Genomic DNA, 17,682 nt, shown 5'->3' on the forward strand with positions numbered 1-17,682 from the left:
CCGCCGAGCATCAGAGGCAGTTGGTGTTGATCGACGATCAAGGTCAGGTCGGCGACAGCAGTCTTCGTTTGATATACAGGCATAATGCCTTTACAGCGCCCCTTCCGCTTCGGTGTCAACATGTTCGTTCCCGGTTCGCGACGCGAGTGGAGCGCGAAGTGCCGCAGAGCTGAGGAACTCGGTTTCGATGTAGTCGGAGTGGCTGATCACCTGGAGTTCTCCGCGCCGTTTCCAGCAATGGTGCTCGCAGCCGAAATGACCGAACGGGTACGGCTGAGTACGTTCGTGTTGAACACACCGTTCTACAACCCCGTCCTTCTCGCGCGTGACGTGGCGAGCACCGACCAATTCATCGACGGGCGTATGGAACTCGGGCTCGGCGCAGGCTACGTGAAGGCCGAGTTCGACACCGCGGGGATACCGTTCCCCAGCGGTGGAAGGCGGGTCGAACAGCTGGAACAGACTGTCATCACGTTGCGTCGTCTCTTTGAGGACACGGAATATCAGCCGCGTCCGGCCCAACCGTCCGGGCCACCACTGCTGATTGGGGGCTGGGGCGACCGGCTGCTGCGGCTGGCCGCCGCGCACGCCGACATCATCGCCCTCACCGGAGGCTGGGCCAACACCACCGGTGATGTACTCCAGCTGGCCGGAGCCGCGCAGACGGAAGAACGGGTCGCCTACGTGCGCGGACTGCTCGGTGACCGCGCCGACGCCGTGGAGCTGAATCTCATGGTGCAACAGGTGATTCCGCCCGCCGAACGCACCGCGGTACCCGACAGGTTCGAGCCGTTGCCGCCCGACGCCGAGCGCGGCTCCGAGGAGCCGCCCAGTGTGTTGTCGGGGACCCCGGCGGATATGGCACAACAAATCAAGGAACGCCGCGAACGCTACGGCTTCACCTACTTCACGGTCATGGAATACAACATGGAGAACTTCGCGCCAGTCATCGCCGCACTGCGCTGAACTGCACAATTCTCCGCAATGCCGCCGGTGACGGGGGCTGTGATCGAAAGAGGTGACCCGATTCCTATCGGCGCCAGAATTAGTGGTGGAGCGGCCGGCGGGCATCGCGCGCCCGCCGACCAGGAAAGCCCCACGACGCTTATGCTGCTACGCCACGGTGAGACGGCATTGACACCGGAGAAGCGGTTGTCCGGCAGCGGTGGCTCCGATCCGGCGTTGTCGGAGACCGGGCGACGGCAGGCCGAGGCCACCGCGAGGATGCTCGCGGCACGCGGCGCGGTGCAGGCGGTGGTTTCCTCACCGCTGCGCCGAGCCCAGCAGACGGCCGAGACAGCGGCACGACGGCTGGGCCTGGAAGTCCAAGTCGACGAAGGGCTCACCGAGGCGGATTTCGGTGCCTGGGAGGGACTTACGTTCGCCGAGGTGGGCGAGCGCTACCCGGACGAGCTGGCAGCGTGGCGCGCCTCTGCGGCGGCGGTGCCGGGCGGAACCGGGGAGACATTCACCGCGGTCGCGCGCCGGGCCGCGCTCTCGCGGAACCGGCTCCTGGCGCGGTACAAGGGACAGACGGTGTTGGTCGTTTCGCATGTCGGGGTGTTGCGGACGCTGGTTCGGCTGGCGCTGGGCGCGCCGCCCGCATCGCTGTTCCGGATGGAACTGTCGGCGGCCTCGCTGTCGGCCGTGGCCTATGACGGCGAGGGGAATGCGTCGGTGCAATTGCTGAACGACACCTCGCACCTGACGGACCACCGCTGACCTCGGCAGCCGATGGGGCGGTGCTCGGCACCGCCCCATCGGCGGTCAGCGTCGAATTGTCTTGGTGCGCATGAGGAATTCAGCGAGGTAGCCGTCGTGCGGCAGTCCGTGCTCCATCCACGGTGTCGGATGGTCACCGACGTAGACGTTGGCGATGGTCGGCTCGGCCACCAATGCGTCGATCAGGTCCTCGTCGGTGGTGACGGCAGTGAGGACGAGGGTGTCGCGCAGCGGCCGGATCCCGGCGTCGCGGTCCCACGGTGCGACCCACGCACAGGGGAAGCCCAACTCCATCCCGAGCTGTTCGGCGAACGGGCTGTCGAGCTGGTGCACCGCCGGCCGGAGCACCGCGGAACCATCGCCGAGATCGTCGGCGATACCGTCACCGCCGAGCCACGCCTTGGTGCCCGCTGCCCGCTGCCGCAGAGCCCCGTCCCACCGACGGGCGGGACCGACGGGCATCACGGGCAGGACTGCGCGTTCGTCCGTCGCGGGCAGGCTGGGCAGGGCGGCGAGGCGTTCGGCGATCGCCGCGGCCACGGGGGAAGGGTCGCCCTCGACCAGTACGCCGGTGGCGTTGACGCAACCGACGCCCCCACCACTGCTGATCGACTCCACGATGGTGTCGACGATCGGCTCCCACTCGGTTTCGGCGGTGATGAGGATCTTGGAGCGCCCGGGGCCCTGCGGCAGAATGCGTCCGTCGCCCGCGTATTTGCCCACGACATCCGCACCGCCGTACACCATTCCCAAGTCGGCGTGCCGGAGGATGTCGTCGGCCACGTGGTGGTCGGTGGGCAGAAAAGCGATTCCCTCGTCGCCGAAACCGGCCTCGCGCAGGGCAGTGATCAGCCGATGTGGGGTGAACGGCTCACGACGGGACGGACGCACGGCAACGCGATAGCCGAGCGCGAGGGCATCGAACCAACCCTGGTGCACCGCAGGGTGATTGCCCGCCGCATGGACGGCGAACACCTCACCGCGCCGGGTCCACACCGCCGCACCGCCCTGAGCCCGCGGATCGCGCCACGAGCCGACCGCGGCAGCCGGCCGCGCGTTCTCCACGGTGTGGTGGATCTGCTCGGCGGCCCGCGCGATTTCGTCGGTGGCATTGCGCACCACCGTGATCGGTATCCCGGTGACCGTGCTGACGGTGTGCTGGTATTCCTCCGGCGTCAGCCCCGCGATCGACTGCGTGGCGAAAGCCCGGCCCGCCTGTGCGAACGCCGCGATCCGTGCGTCGACCGATAGCGCCGGCGCTCGGCGCAGGGCCTTTATCGCGCGGGTGATGTAGAGCGAGGGCGCGAGACTCAGTGTCGCGACCTGGTTTCCGAAAAGATCTCGAATGGTCTCCTGGCGCCGGGACCGATAGGGGCCGCCGGGGCCGAGAACGTCCAGGGACAACATCAGTACACGCCCTCGATCACCTTCGTATCGCCGAAGGACGCCACGGGTGCGACGTCCGCGACCGCATCACCGAAGCCGCCGTCCACCGGTGCGATCCGGGTTGCGTAGTCCCGCTCGATGTTGTTGACCAGCAGGGCAGTTCGGCTCATGTGATGCACGACTATCTGCCCGCGCTCGCCGTAGGGCACCACCTGGCCGGTGTCGGGGTCGATCACCCGGAATGTGGTGTACGGAGCGAAGGAGTCGAACACGCACGGCTCGTCGTCGCCGAGGCCGGGGCGCTCCACCGATGTCCCCAGCATCATCGTGCCGCCGTACCCGCCGACGAACTTGGCGTTTCCGAACACCTCGTCGCGCAGCAGATCCCGGGTGTCGGCGTCCAGATGGGTACCGCCCCAGATGATCGCGCGAACCTTCCGGTTCACCAACTCGACCAGATCGTCGTGCTGCGCGAGGCGCTCCAGCATCGGCGGGGTGGCGAAGAGGACGCCCACATCCTGGGCGGCCAGGATGTGGCCGACCTGTTCGATGAGGTGATCGGTGTAGGCGTCGGCCACGTCCGTCCGGCCCTGTGCGAGCAGCTTCTTCACCCATCGCGGGTCCAGATCGATGCTGAAGTTCAGCCCACCTCGAATCATCGCGGTGTCGACCGCCATTGCTCCGACGTTGTGCGGCCCGGTGGGAACCGCACTCAGCCAGTCGACATTTCGAGGTACGCCGTGAGCATCCAGTCGCTCACTGAACCATTCGACGTTGCCCCGCTGCCACTCCGCGGCGTACGCCACTCGCTTGGGCTGGCCTGTGGTACCGCCGCTTTCGTAGACGGCCACCCCGTGCTCGTCACCGTAGCCACGAGGAATCAGCTCACGGACGCCGATATCGCGCAGCTCGTCCACCACATTGGGAAACAAGCCGAGATCGTCGAAATGGCGGACATCGGTCAGCGGATCGAAGTCGAGGTTCTTGGCCCGTTTCAGCCAGAACGGTGACCCGGTCTCCGGACTGAAGTGCCACCGCATCATCTCCCGAACGAACTCTCCGCCAGCGTGCTCGACCATGGATTTTCCTCTCGAAAGAACTGATCTCCGGCGGCGGCCACCACCACCGGCTCGCAACGCCGATTACTTCCTTTGCTGGCTACCCGGTCTCGGCCGAACCGCTGAGGCAGCGGGCGGTGGAGAGCCCGGACGTGTCGGTCCAGGATTCCTTGTCGAGCACGAGGTCTCGGATGATCTCTCCGGCGGCAGGTGCCTGGCACAGTCCCTGACCGGAGAATCCAGCCGCGTAGAGGAACGGGCGGGCGGGATCACGGCCGATGAAGGCCATCCCGTCCGGGCTGACATCGAGGTCTCCGCTCCACCCGGTCTCGAGGCCGTTGCCTGCGAGGGCCGGGAAGGCCGTGCCGAGGTGGTGTGACACCCGTTGCAGCCAGGCCTGCCGGGTTTCGTCCGGAGCGGGGCGGCCCATCCCGACGAGGATGCGGTCACCCCAGCTTCGAATCCGCAGGCTGGACGGGTGCATGGTCATCGGCAGAGGGTCGCTCGGGGCACTACTGGGGGTGTCGGTCAGGAGCATGTCGACGGGGTATGTGGTCACAGGAAGGCGCACGTCGGCCATGGCGGCGACCGTTCCCGCCCAGGGGCCCGCCGCGCAGACGACGGTGTCGGCGCGGATGCTGCCCGCGGGCGTGTGGACCCGCCCATCCGGGTCGATGCCGGTGACGGGTGTTTCCGTGCGCAGGATGGCGCCGGCCTGCTGGGCGGCTGTGGCATAGCCGCGCACGATCGCGGCGGGATCGCAGGCGTAGGCCTCGGGCGACCAGGCTGCCGCCAGGATGGTTCGCTCGTCGACCAGCGGGTTCAGCCGCGCCGCTTCAGCAGCGGTCACGAGTTCGACATCCACTCCAGCTGCCTGCTGGGCGGCTTGGGTGTGCCGGAAGTCCTGCACCTGGTGGTCCTCGGTGAACAGCACAAGGAGGCCGATACGCTGCAAGCCGAGGTCGATTCCGGTCCGTTCGGCGAGGGCGTGGTAAGCCGCCAGGCTCCGGACGGCAAGGCTGCTGATGAGAGGCTTGCCGGGAAAGTAGGTACGCACAACGCCCGCAGTGGTTCCGGACGATCCCGATCCGAGCGCGCCACGCTCCAGCAGGACGGTACCGACGCCTGCCTCGGCGAGCCGGCACGCTATGGAGCTGCCGATGACGCCCCCGCCGATGACGACGGCGTCCGTGCGTTCAGGGAGTTGGTTCACGACTGGCGGACCGTTTCGTGGGGGCGCAGCTGGCGCAGGTGATCTCCGGCGTCCCACGGGTACAGGTGCAGATTCCAACCCCCCAAACAGTTGACGTAGAGGGCCAGCTGGCTCACCACACTCAGGAAATCGTCGCGATCGAGCTGGTCGAGGCAGTTCAGGAAGCGCTGGGTGAAGCTCCACAGCTGCTCCAGGCCGCAGTAGCCCAGGAACTCGGCCGGAAGACCGACCAGCAGGCGCGCCATGTGACGCAATGAATCCATCGGCATGCCCTGGACCGCGGCCCGGACCAGACCACCGTAGGTGGCATACCCCAGCGGGCGGGTCTCACCGTTGACGAACAACAGAGTGGGCAACACCGTCTCAAAACTCCCTGCCCCGGAAGGGATCAACCCCGCGTGGAGGTCAGCGAGTTCCTGCGGTGCGGACAGCCAAGCCCGCTCGGTCGCGGTGTACACGTCGTGGATGAGACGGTTCGCGTCGGGATCTGCGGCGGTCAAATGCGGAATACGGTGGCCGCCTTCGGTTCCCGCCTTGCGGACCTCCGCCAGGATCGGCTTCTTCGTCGAATAGACCGAATCCCAGATCGCCTTCCCGGCCTCCAGCAGTGCGGGCAAATCCTCCTGCCGGATCTGGCCCACCGGGGAGGCCGGCATCGGTTCGGTCAACGTGCCGTACTTGATGCCTAAATGCTGTAGCGCGGAGCAGAATACGGTCCCATCGGGCGCCTCGCGTCGGTCCGGGATCCGAGTGGACGCGGACAGATGCAGCAGCGACGGTATCGGTGCCGCGTGATAGAGATGCTGTCCCGCCACCAGCGCGTGTCCCTGCAGACTCTGGTAGGGCAACGCCTCCCACAGCGCGTCGGCGAGTTCAGCGTTGCGACCGTCGAGTTCCGCGGTCACGGTGATACCCAGGTCGGGCCAGGCGATCTCGATATGCCGACCGGAAAATGTTGCAGTCAAGATTTTCCCCTTCGTATCAGTGAGATGTCGCCGCTGCTGTTTCTCTGCGAAAGAGTCACGGGCGGAGTCGGTTTACTACGTCATCGTGGAGATGGTCGTCTCGACGGCATCGGCATCGGCATCGGCATCGCCCCGGCATCCCGCAGGGTCTTGTGCAGCACGCGCCAGCCGTCGAGAGCTGGGCGAAGGGCCGCTCGGCGGCGGACTCGATGATGCCGTCGGCGTGGGCGGCGGTTCAGATCGTGCGTGGAGCCGGCCCGGGCCTCGCCGAGGAAGACCAGCTCCCCTCGGTGGCCAGGCCGGTGCGGCGCCAGGCGGACATCGCGGACATCAAGGCGCCGTTCAGCAGCAGACGCCACCCTTCCCCGGAGGCGGCGAGGGAGTCGGCCAGGCTGGGGGGCCGGCGCGGCGAGGGCATCGATGCCCTCGTTGACGTAGCGGCGGGTGGTCTCGGTGCCGATCCCGAAGCGGCATCCGAGCAGTTCAAAGCTGTCGCCCTTGGCGAGGAAGGCCAGCGGCACGAGCGCCCGGCCCCACGGCGCCAGGGCACGCCAGATACCGTCCGCGTCATCCCGTCGGGCGGCGGTCAGGTTCTCTGGTCAGGAAACAAGGTCGGAGGGGACATCGAGGGGCTTGGTTGCGTTACGGGCCCCGCCCTCATCCGAACCGGGCACGATGGGATTTGCTCAGTCACATGCCGGGAATTCATCCGGCCGGCGACACGCTTCATTAGCCATTTACGCCGCTCGGGAACGGGTGTGATTCTTTCTGACCTTGCGTAAATCGCGGACTCTGCACAATTTTTAGCAAAAAATTCAAGAATATGGTCGCACATACCGGCATCGCAAGTAACGCCGAAATGGATATGTCCACTGAAAGTAACTGGATTGCTAACTTGTAGCTGCCAACCGAACCGGTCTAACAAGCATCCCCCTGAGGCCTACCGAGGTCTTCCTAAACGATGCCGTGTCTGAATGAGAGAATACATGCCAGGATCAACTGGTCAACCCTTCACATCGGATTCGCCCTCAGGTGCTCCTGCGGCGCTGGTGGATGTGTGGAAGCCGTCCGGCAGGCCGATGCCGGTGACCGGGTCGGTGCGCTCCAGGAGCGGGACCAGCACGTGCGGCGGAGGCGGTAACTCGGGGCCGGAAGGCGGCACTTGCCGTGGCGCCCACGTCAACGGGCCGGGTGAACGTCCCTTGAGGGGGACGCCCGCCCGGCCCGTGCGCGGGACCTGCCCGGTCCCGGTGTGCCGCTTGCCCGGCGAGGGCTCAGGCCGTGGCCAAGTCACCGCCCGTACCGGCGATTTCCTCCGGGCGCAGCAGCGCCGCGAGCCGGTCGGCCGGGAGCAGCCCCTGTTCCAGGACGAGTTCGGCGACGCCGCGCCCGGTGGCGAGCGCCTCCTTGGCGATCGCGGTGGCGGCGGTGTAGCCGATGTGCGGGTTGAGGGCGGTGACCAGGCCGATGGAGTTCTCCACACTGGCCCGGAGCGTCTCGGTGTTGGCGGTGATGCCCGCCACGCAGCGCTCGGCGAGGGTGCGGCAGGCGGCCCCGAGGTGCGTGATGCTCTCCGAGAGGGAGTGCAGGATGACCGGCTCGAAGGCATTGAGCTGGAGCTGGCCCGCCTCGGCCGCCATGGTGATGGTGACGTCGTTGCCGATGACCTCGAAGGCGACCTGGTTGACGACCTCGGGGATGACCGGGTTGACCTTGCCGGGCATGATGCTCGAACCGGCCTGCACCGGCGGCAGGTTGATCTCCGCGAGCCCGGCACGCGGCCCGGAGGACAGCAGTCGCAGATCGTTGCAGCTCTTGGAGAGCTTCACGGCGATGCGCTTGAGGACACCCGACAGATGGACGAACGCGCCGCAGTCCTGGGTGGCCTCGACGAGGTTGGCGGCGGTGACCAGGGGCAGACCGGTGAGGGCGGCCAGGTGGGTACGGGCCGCCTCGGCGTATCCCTTGGGGGCGTTGAGGCCGGTACCGATGGCGGTGGCGCCGAGGTTGATCTCGTGGATGAGCAGGACCGCCTCCGCCAGCCGGCTCTGGTCCTCCTCCAGCATCACCGCGTACGCCGAGAACTCCTGGCCCAGGGTCATCGGCACCGCGTCCTGAAGCTGGGTGCGCCCCATCTTGAGGATGTCGCGGAACTCCTCGGCCTTGGCCGCGAAGGCCTCGCGCAGGACGGTCATCGCGTCGAGCAGTTCCCTTACGGCGATGATCGTGGCGACGTTGACGGCCGTCGGGTAGACGTCGTTCGTCGACTGGCTCAGGTTGACATGCTCGTTGGGGTGCAGATGGTGGTAGTCGCCCTTGGCGTGGCCCAGGATCTCCAGCGCCCGGTTGGCGATCACCTCGTTGGCGTTCATGTTCGTCGAGGTCCCGGCGCCGCCCTGGATGACATCGACGACGAACTGGTCGTGCAGCTGCGCGCCGGACCGGATCTCCCGGCAGGCGGCGGCGATCGCGTCGGCCCGCTCCGCGTCGAGCAGTCCGAGGTCTTCGTTGGCCCGGGCCGCGGCCTCCTTGACGGCGGCGAGCGCGTTGATCAGGTGCGGGTATGCGGCGATCGGCGTACCGGTGATGGGGAAGTTCTCGACGGCGCGCAGGGTGTGCACGCCCCAGTACGCCTCGGCGGGTATCTCCCGGTCGCCGAGCAGATCGTGTTCGCGGCGGTGGCCGGCGGCAGTCATGGTGCAGAGGGTCCTTTGTGAGGTGGAGCGGAGGAGAGGGCTGGAGGCGGATGTGCCCAGGAAAGAGGTGATGGAGCGTCAGGTGGCTTGCAGCGCAAGGGAGTCAGCCGCCCGGAGGGCTCCGACCGGTGCGCCGCCCCCGATGACGGGTGTGGTGGCGAACGGGGCGAGGACACCGGCGTCGACGCCGCAGTGCGCCAGGGCCGCCGCCGTCACCGGCATCCGGGCGCGGTCGGCGCCGTCGGCTATCTTCACGCCGACCGCCCGCCCGTCAGGCAGTGCCGCGATCTGTACGCCCTCGAAGCCGTCCTTGGCGAGCAGACCCGGCACCGCCCGCACCAGCCGGGCGACGTCCCGCCCGCTGCCGGAGACCATCTCCGGGTGCTCGCGCATGGCGTGGGCGACCCGGCCCTCCTCGGTGCCGGGGGCGGCCGTCGCCAGCCGGGCGGCGGCCCGGGTCAGCCCGAGGAGGGAGACGGAGAACAGCGGGGCGCCGCAGCCGTCGACGGTGACCCGGGCGATGCCCTGGCCGGTGAGGTCCTCCACCGTCGCGGCGAGTTCCCGCTGCAACGGATGGCCGGGGTCGAGGTAATCGCCCAGGTGCCAGTCCCGGGCGCGGGCGGTCAGCAGCATGGCGGCGTGCTTGCCCGAGCAGTTCTGCGCGAGGCGGGTGGGACCCAGACCGCGCCGGATCCACTCGTCCCGTACGGCGGGGTCGTACGGCAGATCGGGGACATTGCGCAGCTCGTCCTCGGTCAGTCCGCCGGCGGCCAGGATGCCCCGGGCCGCGGTCAGATGCTGCTCCTCGCCGGAGTGGCTGGCCGCGACCAGGGCCAGCGACGGATCGTCCAGCGGCGGCAGCCCCGCGCGCAGCAGGCCGACCGCCTGGAGCGGCTTGAGTGCCGAGCGAGGGTAGAACGCGGCCTCGATGTCGCCCGCCTGGAATTCCACGCTTCCGTCGGCCGCCAGCACCACGACCGAGCCGTGGTGGACGCCCTCGACGAGTCCTCCGCGCACCACATGGGCGACGGGGACATGGGCCGGTTCGCGGACCGCGGGCGGGTCGCCCACGGTGCGGTGCGGCGGCAGGGTGGTGCTCTGGGTCATGATCAGTTCTCGGTGCTTTCGGTGCTGTGGTGGGTGTCGGTGCGCTGGGTGGGGAGTGCGGTGTCGGGGTGCTCGCCGCTCGCCTGCGCCGCCGCGGCGTCCCGGAGGGTGCCGACCCGGCCCCGTACCAGGAACCAGCCCCCGACCAGCGCGGCCACGATCACCGGCAGCGACAGCACGGTGGTGCGGCCGGCTCCGCCGTCGGCCCACATCAGCACCAGGACGAAGGCCAGGAAGGCCAGCGTCACGATCTCGGTCCACGGCGAGCCGGGGAGCCGGTAGCTGGGGCGGGTGAGCTCCCCGGCGCGCGCCTTCCGCCAGAAGAGCAGATGGCAGAGCATGATCATCGCCCAGGTGCTGAGGATGCCGATCGCCGCGAAGTTCAGCACGATCTCGAACGCCTCGCTGGGCACGACGTAGTTGAGGCCCACGCCCAGTACGCAGACCCCCGAGGTGAGCAGAATGCCGCCGTACGGGACCTGGCTGCGGCTCATCACGCCGGTGAACCGCGGCGCGGAGCCGGACATCGCCATCGAGCGCAGAATGCGACCGGTGGAGTAGAGGCCGGAGTTGAGGCTGGACATCGCGGCGGTGAGCACGACGAGGTTCATCACGCCGCCCGCGGCCGGCACCCCGACGTTGGACAGCACGGTCACGAACGGGCTCTCGCCGGCGGAGTACGCGCTCCAGGGCAGCAGCATCGCCAGCAGGACCACCGAGCCGACGTAGAAGACGGCCACCCGCCACATGATGGAGTTGATCGCCTTCGGCATGATCTTCTCCGGCTCCGCGGTTTCGCCCGCCGTGACACCGACCAGCTCGACCGACGCATAGGCGAACACCACACCCTGGATGACCAGCAGCATCGCCAGGGTCCCGGTCGGGAAGAGGCCGCCGTTGTCGGAGATCAGCGAGGGGCCGGGGGAGTGGCCGGCGACCGGGTGCTGGGTGGCGAGCAGGAAGATGCCGATCAGCATGAAGACGACCAGCGCACCGACCTTGACGATCGCGAACCAGAACTCCAGCTCGCCGAAGATCTTCACGGAGATCAGGTTCACGGCCAGCACGACCGCGAGCGCGATCAGCGCGATCACCCACTGCGGGACCTCGGAGAACATGCCCCAGTAGTGCGTGTAGGTCGCCACCGCCGTGATGTCGGCGATTCCGGTGGTCGCCCAGTTCAGGAAGTACATCCAGCCCGCGACGAACGCGCCCTTCTCGCCGAGGAACTCCCGGGCGTAGGACACGAAGGCACCCGAGGACGGCCGGTGCAGCACCAGCTCACCCAGCGCCCGCACCACGAGGAAGGCGAAGAGACCGCACAGCGCGTACGCCACGGCCAGCGACGGCCCGGCATCGGCGAGCCGGCCGCCCGCGCCGAGGAACAGCCCGGTGCCGATGGCCCCGCCGATCGCGATCATGTTGATGTGCCGGGACGTGAGGGACTTCTGGTAGCCGGCGTCACCGGCGTCCACATGTCCGCCCGGCTGCCGCTGCGCGGCGTCCTGCGCTGCTCCCTGTTGTTGCTGCCGTTCCGCCTGCCGGAGGGATTGCTCGCTCACGCGTGATCCTCGTCTTCCGTGGAGGGGGCCGTGCGGTGCTGCGGCCGCACGATGGTGGTCAGCGTCGTCTCGACGCGGGCGAGGTGGTGCGCCATGGCTTCCACCGCGTCGTGTTCGGAGCGGTCGACGAGCGCCTCGACGATCGCGCGGTGTTCCCGGTTCGACTGCTCGCGCCGTCCGCCGAGCTCGTTGAGGAAGGCCGACTGGCGGGCCAGCGCGTCGCGGATCTCCTCGATGACCCTGCGGAAGACCGGATTGCGGGCCGCCTGGGCGATGGCGAGATGGAAGAGGCTGTCCATCGCCACCCACGCGGTGGTGTCGGTCTCCTGCTCCATCCGCTCCAGCAGATGGTTCAGCTGATCGAGGTCCTCCGTCGTGTGGCGCACCGCCGCGTAACCGGCCACCGGGATCTCCACATGGCGACGGACCTCAAGCAGGTCGCTCGCCGCGTAGTCGCCGAAGGTCGGGTCCGCCACCGCGCCGTCGGAGATGACGAAGGTGCCCTTGCCGGTGCGCGAGACCGTCAGCCCCATCGTCTGGAGCGCCCGCAGCGCCTCCCGGAGCACGGGTCTGCTCACTTCCAGCCGACGGCAGAGCTCCGCCTCGGAGGGGAGTTTGTCCCCGACCGCGTACTCGCCCCGCTCGATGGCGCCGCGCAGATGGTTCAGGACCGCTTCCATCGCGCTGATCCGCCGGGGCACATCGCCAGCTGTCTGGCTGTCTGACAGGTTCACCCCGGGATCGTCGAGCCCGGCCGGGGGAGCTGTCAAGGGGGGCGGCGCAGATGATTCCCCGGACCGGTCCCGCTCCTGGTCCCGGCCCTGGTCCCGGACCTGGAGCGTCCCCGCGCCCTCCCCGCCTCCGTCGTGCCGTACCGTGCCGGCTCCGCTACTGCGGGTGCGGCGATTCCTCGTCGTGCCGACCGTTCCCGCGGAAGTCCAGCATGTAGAAGACCTTGTCGTAGCGGCGTCCGCCCATCGCCACGAAATCGGGCAGCCGACCGTATTCACGGAAGCCGAGCGATCGGTAGAGGGTCAGGGCCCTGGTGTTGTCGGCCCGGGCGTCCAGGGTGAGGACCTCGATCCCCGCACCCCGGGCGTCCTCGACCAGGGCGCTGGTCAGTGACCGGCCGAGGCCCTGGCCATGGGCCTCGGAGGCCACCGCGATCTTCTCCAGATCCGCGTGCTGCCGATTGGTCGGCCGGGCATAGCGCAGCCAGTACCCCAGCCCGACCAGCCGCCGGCCGGTGTACGCCGCCCGCAGTGCCCCATCACCGAGGTGCGCGGCCCGCAGCACCCGGTCGACCAGCTCCGCCACCTCGGCCCGGCCGGGCGGGTCGGCCCAGCCGAGCGGCGCACCACCGCTGACCAGGTCCGCCAGGATCCGGTGGGCCGCCTCGGCGAAGTCCGTCGCCCGCTCCGGATCGGCGGCCAGCTGCAGGGCGTCCAGGATGTCGGGCTCGGGGTCCGTCCCGCTGGGTGTCGTTGGATTCATGATCGGCAGCCTAGGGGGCGGTCGCCGTCCGCTGCCATGGCGTGGTGGCGGCCAACGTCGCCTGCGGCCGCGGGGTTTGGACGCCCCCGGTGAGCCAGCCGGTGAGGGCCGCGGTCCGGTCAGTGGGTGCCCGCCCATCGGTAGCGGTGTTCGGGGCGCCCGGTGTCCCCGTACTTCAGGGTCAGGGTGATGTGGCCGCTGCGTTCGAGGTGCTTCAGATAGCGCTGGGCCGTGGAGCGGCTGACGCCCGCGCATGCGGCGACCTCGTGGGCGGACAGCGGGTGCCCGGCCGTGTCCAGGACACGGCGGATCAGGTCGACGGTCGCGGCCGAGTGGCCCTTGGGGAGCTCCGTGTGCGGGGATTCGGCGGTCCGGAAGGCGCCGAAGATCCGGTCCACCTGTTCCTGGCCGGCCTCGCCGCGGCCGCCCACCCCCTCGACGGTCCGGCGGAGCGCCGCATAGCCGTCGAGCTTGGTGCGCAGTCCGGAGAAGCCGAACGGCTTGACGAGATACTGCAGCGCCCCGGAGCGCATCGCGTCCTGGATCGTGCCGACATCACGGGCCGCCGTCACCATGATCACGTCGATGCGGTGGCCGAGCTGCCGCAGCCGCCGGACCAGGGCCAGGCCGTTCTCGTCGGGCAGATAGTGGTCGAGCAGCACCAGATCGACAGGGGTGCGCTCCAGCGTGGCAAGAGCCTGGGCGGCGGTGTGTGCGCGGCCGGTGACCCGGAAGCCGGATACCTGGGAGACATACGCGGCATTGATCTCGGCGACGTGGAAGTCATCGTCCACGACCAGGACATCGATCATTGTGACGCTCCGCTCCCCATGGGTCTTCGCTTCCGTGACTCCGTTCGTTCCGGGCGCTCCGGACGCCGTGGTGCGCCCGTCACCGCGGCTCCCGCAGCGGCCGCCTGCCGGCGCCCGGGGGAGCCGTCCTCCGGGGCGAGTGCCTCGGGCAGGACGACGGTGAAGACCGCGCCGCCGCCCGCGCGGGCGGTCACCCTGGCCATCCCGCCGTAGCGCTCGGCGAGCCGGCGCACCAGGGCCAGGCCGATGCCCCGGCCGCGGTGGAAGGCCACCGGGCCGGTGGGCGAGCCCTCCGCGGGGAGAGGCCGGACGGCCTTGGTGGACCAGCCCTCGGCGAAGATCCGGTCCCGTAGCTCGGGTGGCACCCCCGGCCCCGTGTCCGAGACCCGCAGTACGGCCGTGCTGTGCTCGGCCCGCAGCTCCACCTCGACGAACGGGTCCCCGCGGCGGCGCTCCGCGGCGGCGTCCAGCGCGTTGTCGATGAGGTTTCCCAGCACCGTCACCAGGTCGCGCGGGTCGACCACCGTGTCGGGCAGCAGTGTCGAGGGCGACACCCGCAGGGACACCCCGCGTTCGGCCGCGATCGCCGCCTTGCCGACGAGCAGCGCCGACAGCAGGGGATCGGGCACCCGCTCCGCGATCTCCTCCGCGGACGCCCGCTGCGCACTGGCCACTTCGGTGACGAACTCCACCGCCTTCTCGTACCGGCCGAGCTCCAGCAGCCCGCGCAGGGTGTGCAACTGATTGGCATGCTCGTGGTCCTGGGCCCGCAACGCGTCCAACAGCCCCTGGGTGCTGTCCAGTTCGCGGCCCAGCAGCTCCAGTTCGGTACGGTCCCGCAGCGTCACCACCGCCCCGCCGTCCTGGGTCGGCATACGGTTGGCGACCAGCACCCGGCCGCCGCTGACGGCCAGCAGATCCGTGCCGGCCACCCGCCCGGCCAGCACATCCGTCGTCCGGCCCGGCGGCAGCACCTCGTCCAGCGGCCGGCCGGCGGCCTGTGCGTCCAGGCCCAGCAGCCGTCCGGCCTCGTCGTTGACCAGCCGGATCCGGCCGCGCCGGTCGAAGGCGACCACGCCCTCACGGATGCCGTGCAGCATCGCCTCCCGCTCGTCGAGCAGTGCGGAGATATCGGTGAACGCCACCCCGTGCGTACGGCGGCGCAGCCGGCGGGAGAGCACGATCGCGGCCAGCACCCCGACGGCCAGCGCGGCGCCCGCGTACCGCAGCAGTCCGGGGATGGTGCCGAGCAGCCCGCTTTGGACGCTGTCGTAGGCGATCCCGACCGACACCGCGCCGACGATCCGGCCGCGGTCGTCGCGCAGCGGCACCTTGGCGCGGGCCGAACGCCCCAGCGTGCCGGTGTCGATCTGCCGCACCTGCCGCCCGGCGAGAGCCCGGCCCGGGTCGGTGGAGACATGCCGGCCGATCTCGGCGGGGTGGGTGTGCGACCAGCGCACTCCGCGGGTGTCCATCACGACGATGTACAGCGCCCCGGTCGCGGTACGGATCCGCTCCGCGCCGGCCTGCACCGGCCCGTGCGCGTCCGGCTCGGTGGTGACCAGCTTCCGGGCGAGGTCCGGGTCGGCGGCGGTGGTCTGGGCGATGGACAGCGCCCGGCGCATCGCCTGATCGTCCAGCTCGGTGCTGAGCGGGGCGAGGAACAGACTGGTGGCGAGCACCATGACCCCGGTGGTCAGGGCCACTTGCGCGGTCAGTACCTGCGCAAAGACCCGTCGGGGCCAGCGGATTCGCATGGGCTCTCCCTTGTCTCCGGCCCGCCGCACCTTTGCGGAACCGAATCTTCCTTTTCATCTCGGGGTGCGGGCACCGTAAGCCGTGCGTGAGCACCTGTGTACCCCCTGGTAGCCCCTTAGTGGTTCTAGCGTGAGCAAAATGAGCACAACAGGGTTTGCGCGCAGAAAGGCGGCTTGCGCCCACAAGGCTGCCGCTGTGGCCGGTATCACTCCTAGCCTCGCGGTCCATGAGCAGCCACACGAGCCCCGCGATCGAACTGCGGGGTACCAGCAAGGCGTTCCGGACACCCTCGGGGGCGCTGCACACCGCCGTCCGGGATCTGGATCTGGTCGTCGAACGCGGTGAGTTCGTCGCGGTCGTCGGCCCCACCGGGTGCGGTAAGTCCACCACGCTGACGCTGGTCAGCGGCCTGGAGGAGCCGACGGAGGGCGAAGTGCTGGTGGCCGGTGAGCCGGTCCGCGGCATCGGGGACAAGATCGGGTTCGTCTTCCAGCAGGACGCGGTCTTCCCCTGGCGCACCGTGCTGTCGAACGTGATGGCCGGCCCCCGCTTCCGCGGCGTACCGAAGGCCGAGGCCAGGCAGCGGGCGCGGGACTGGCTGGCCCGGGTCGGACTTGCCGCCTTCGAGGACCGCTATCCGCACCAGCTCTCCGGCGGGCAGCGCAAACGGGTCGCACTCGCCGCGACCTTCGTCAACGATCCCGAACTCCTGCTCATGGACGAGCCGTTCTCCGCCCTTGACGTGCAGACCCGGGCGCTGATGTCGGACGAACTCCTGGAGCTGTGGTCGGGGACCGGCGCCTCCGTCGTCTTCGTCACCCACGACCTGGAGGAATCCATCGCCCTCGCCGACAAGGTCGTGGTCATGACCGCCGGTCCGGCGACCGTCAAGGAGGTCTTCGAGATCGATCTGCCCCGCCCCCGCAAGGTCGAATCGGTCCGGCTGGAGCCGAGGTTCATCGAGATCTACCGGGAGATCTGGTCCTCGCTCGGCGAAGAGGTCCGGATCACCCGCGAGAGGGGTGCCGCGGATGTCGCCTGAGACCGTCGCGCCGGTCAAGTCCCCGGCAGGCACGGGCCGTACGGACCGTTCCCGGGCCAGGGCGCGGGCCGCGCGTAATCACAGGTTCCTGGTCCACGGCACCCGGGTGCTGCTGCTCGTCGGGCTGCTCGGACTGTGGGAGTGGCTGGCCCGGGCCGCCGTCATCGATCCGTTCAACTTCTCGATGCCCTCGAAGATCTGGGACCAGACGATCCAGTGGGCGCTGCACGGCACCCCGCAGGGCTCGCTGTGGGAGCAGATCTGGTACACGCTCTACGAGGCGCTGCTCGGCTGGGTGATCGGTGTCATCGGCGGTGTGGTGCTGGGGATCGCGCTGGGCCGTGTCCGCTTTCTCGCCGATGTGCTCGGCCCGTACATCAAGGTGCTCAACGCACTGCCGCGGATCGTCCTCGCCCCCATCTTCCTCATCTGGTTCGGCCTCGGACCGGCCTCCAAGGTCGCCTCCGCGGTCGTCCTCGTCTTCTTCCCGGTCTTCTTCAACGCCTTCCAGGGCGCACGGGAGGTCGACCGCAACTTGGTCGCCAACTCCCGGATCCTCGGCGCGAGCAACCGCCAGGTCACCCTGCAGGTGGTGATCCCCTCCGCCACCTCGTGGATCTTCACCAGTCTGCACGTCAGCTTTGGCTTCGCGCTGATCGGCGCGATCGTCGGTGAGTACATCGGTGCGACCAAGGGCCTCGGCCTGCTGGTCTCGGCATCCCAGGGCACCTTCAACGCGGCCGGGGTGTACGCCGCCATGGTGATCCTCGCGGTGGTCGCGCTGCTCGCCGAAGGGCTGCTGGCCTTCCTCGAAAGGCGGCTCTTCCGCTGGAAGCCCGCCGACTCCGCCGGCGACCGCTGAGCCCG

General features: G+C 69.2%; 15 protein-coding genes and 1 pseudogene. 4 read left to right on the forward strand and 12 right to left on the reverse strand.

The genetic code is table 11. From position 1 onward, the window contains the following. Window positions 1-84 precede the first annotated feature (84 nt). Window positions 85-966 carry an LLM class F420-dependent oxidoreductase gene (locus STRNI_RS36895; RefSeq protein WP_277412791.1) on the forward strand — a complete coding sequence of 294 codons (882 nt, stop codon included), beginning with the start codon at window positions 85-87 and terminating at the stop codon, window positions 964-966. A gap of 24 nt (window positions 967-990) precedes the next feature. Further along, window positions 991-1,722: pseudogene (locus tag STRNI_RS36900) on the forward strand (histidine phosphatase family protein); the annotation flags it as partial. 45 nt (window positions 1,723-1,767) lie between these two features. Here STRNI_RS36900 and STRNI_RS36905 read toward each other — a convergent pair. The 12 genes from STRNI_RS36905 to STRNI_RS36960 all read right to left on the reverse strand — a co-directional run bounded on the left by STRNI_RS36905 (window position 1,768) and on the right by STRNI_RS36960 (window position 15,772). After that, complete coding sequence (locus STRNI_RS36905) at window positions 1,768-3,129, reverse strand: aldehyde dehydrogenase family protein (RefSeq protein ID WP_277412792.1); 1,362 nt, start codon at window positions 3,127-3,129, stop codon at window positions 1,768-1,770. Continuing rightward, window positions 3,129-4,187 carry an AMP-binding protein gene (locus STRNI_RS36910; RefSeq protein ID WP_277412793.1) on the reverse strand — a complete coding sequence of 353 codons (1,059 nt, stop codon included), beginning with the start codon at window positions 4,185-4,187 and terminating at the stop codon, window positions 3,129-3,131. Before STRNI_RS36910 ends, STRNI_RS36905 begins: the two co-directional genes overlap by 1 nt. Window positions 4,188-4,266: 79 nt before the next feature. Beyond that, the gene (locus STRNI_RS36915; protein ID WP_274733543.1) at window positions 4,267-5,379 is read right to left on the reverse strand and encodes an NAD(P)/FAD-dependent oxidoreductase; all 1,113 of its coding nucleotides are present in this window, start codon (window positions 5,377-5,379) and stop codon (window positions 4,267-4,269) included. Beyond that, window positions 5,376-6,344, reverse strand: coding sequence for a cucumopine synthase-related protein (locus tag STRNI_RS36920; RefSeq protein ID WP_159491100.1), 969 nt, complete (start codon window positions 6,342-6,344; stop codon window positions 5,376-5,378). Before STRNI_RS36920 ends, STRNI_RS36915 begins: the two co-directional genes overlap by 4 nt. Window positions 6,345-6,579: 235 nt before the next feature. Next, on the reverse strand, window positions 6,580-6,762 hold the full coding sequence (locus tag STRNI_RS36925) for a hypothetical protein (RefSeq protein ID WP_274733541.1): 183 nt from the start codon (window positions 6,760-6,762) through the stop codon (window positions 6,580-6,582). An 856-nt stretch (window positions 6,763-7,618) separates the two neighbouring features. Further along, entirely contained in the window at window positions 7,619-9,040 is a 1,422-nt protein-coding gene (aspA, locus tag STRNI_RS36930; protein ID WP_266439602.1) for an aspartate ammonia-lyase, read from the reverse strand. 78 nt (window positions 9,041-9,118) lie between these two features. Next, window positions 9,119-10,147, reverse strand: a complete 1,029-nt coding sequence (locus tag STRNI_RS36935) for an asparaginase (protein ID WP_277412794.1) — start codon at window positions 10,145-10,147, stop codon at window positions 9,119-9,121. A 2-nt stretch (window positions 10,148-10,149) separates the two neighbouring features. Beyond that, complete coding sequence (locus tag STRNI_RS36940; RefSeq protein ID WP_381844712.1) at window positions 10,150-11,709, reverse strand: amino acid permease; 1,560 nt, start codon at window positions 11,707-11,709, stop codon at window positions 10,150-10,152. Further along, window positions 11,706-12,443, reverse strand: a complete 738-nt coding sequence (locus STRNI_RS36945) for a FadR/GntR family transcriptional regulator (protein WP_093638328.1) — start codon at window positions 12,441-12,443, stop codon at window positions 11,706-11,708. The genes STRNI_RS36940 and STRNI_RS36945 overlap by 4 nt, the downstream gene beginning before the upstream one ends. Window positions 12,444-12,597: 154 nt before the next feature. After that, entirely contained in the window at window positions 12,598-13,203 is a 606-nt protein-coding gene (locus tag STRNI_RS36950; protein WP_159491108.1) for a GNAT family N-acetyltransferase, read from the reverse strand. A 119-nt stretch (window positions 13,204-13,322) separates the two neighbouring features. Continuing rightward, window positions 13,323-14,015 (reverse strand): response regulator, encoded by a 693-nt coding sequence (locus STRNI_RS36955; protein WP_148588322.1) that lies wholly within the window; start codon window positions 14,013-14,015, stop codon window positions 13,323-13,325. Further along, entirely contained in the window at window positions 14,012-15,772 is a 1,761-nt protein-coding gene (locus STRNI_RS36960) for a sensor histidine kinase (RefSeq protein WP_277412795.1), read from the reverse strand. The genes STRNI_RS36955 and STRNI_RS36960 overlap by 4 nt, the downstream gene beginning before the upstream one ends. Window positions 15,773-15,999: 227 nt before the next feature. Between STRNI_RS36960 and STRNI_RS36965 the strand changes: the two genes are divergently transcribed. Both STRNI_RS36965 and STRNI_RS36970 read left to right on the forward strand, forming a co-directional pair. Next, complete coding sequence (locus STRNI_RS36965; protein WP_093638317.1) at window positions 16,000-16,815, forward strand: ABC transporter ATP-binding protein; 816 nt, start codon at window positions 16,000-16,002, stop codon at window positions 16,813-16,815. After that, window positions 16,805-17,677, forward strand: coding sequence for an ABC transporter permease (locus tag STRNI_RS36970; RefSeq protein ID WP_148588320.1), 873 nt, complete (start codon window positions 16,805-16,807; stop codon window positions 17,675-17,677). The genes STRNI_RS36965 and STRNI_RS36970 overlap by 11 nt, the downstream gene beginning before the upstream one ends. Window positions 17,678-17,682: the final 5 nt, after the last annotated feature.

This window comes from Streptomyces nigrescens (assembly GCF_027626975.1).
In the GTDB taxonomy this organism is placed as follows: domain Bacteria; phylum Actinomycetota; class Actinomycetes; order Streptomycetales; family Streptomycetaceae; genus Streptomyces; species Streptomyces nigrescens.

Coding starts and splice junctions, on each gene's coding strand:
- STRNI_RS36960 (WP_277412795.1), bottom strand. CDS start 15,772: ATGCGAATCCGCTGGCCCCGACGGGTCTTTGCGCAGGTACTGACCGCG.
- STRNI_RS36935 (WP_277412794.1), bottom strand. CDS start 10,147: ATGACCCAGAGCACCACCCTGCCGCCGCACCGCACCGTGGGCGACCCG.
- STRNI_RS36950 (WP_159491108.1), bottom strand. CDS start 13,203: ATGAATCCAACGACACCCAGCGGGACGGACCCCGAGCCCGACATCCTG.
- STRNI_RS36895 (WP_277412791.1), top strand. CDS start 85: ATGCCTTTACAGCGCCCCTTCCGCTTCGGTGTCAACATGTTCGTTCCC.
- aspA (WP_266439602.1), bottom strand. CDS start 9,040: ATGACTGCCGCCGGCCACCGCCGCGAACACGATCTGCTCGGCGACCGG.
- STRNI_RS36905 (WP_277412792.1), bottom strand. CDS start 3,129: ATGTTGTCCCTGGACGTTCTCGGCCCCGGCGGCCCCTATCGGTCCCGG.
- STRNI_RS36955 (WP_148588322.1), bottom strand. CDS start 14,015: ATGATCGATGTCCTGGTCGTGGACGATGACTTCCACGTCGCCGAGATC.
- STRNI_RS36925 (WP_274733541.1), bottom strand. CDS start 6,762: ATGCCCTCGCCGCGCCGGCCCCCCAGCCTGGCCGACTCCCTCGCCGCC.
- STRNI_RS36965 (WP_093638317.1), top strand. CDS start 16,000: ATGAGCAGCCACACGAGCCCCGCGATCGAACTGCGGGGTACCAGCAAG.
- STRNI_RS36970 (WP_148588320.1), top strand. CDS start 16,805: ATGTCGCCTGAGACCGTCGCGCCGGTCAAGTCCCCGGCAGGCACGGGC.
- STRNI_RS36910 (WP_277412793.1), bottom strand. CDS start 4,187: ATGGTCGAGCACGCTGGCGGAGAGTTCGTTCGGGAGATGATGCGGTGG.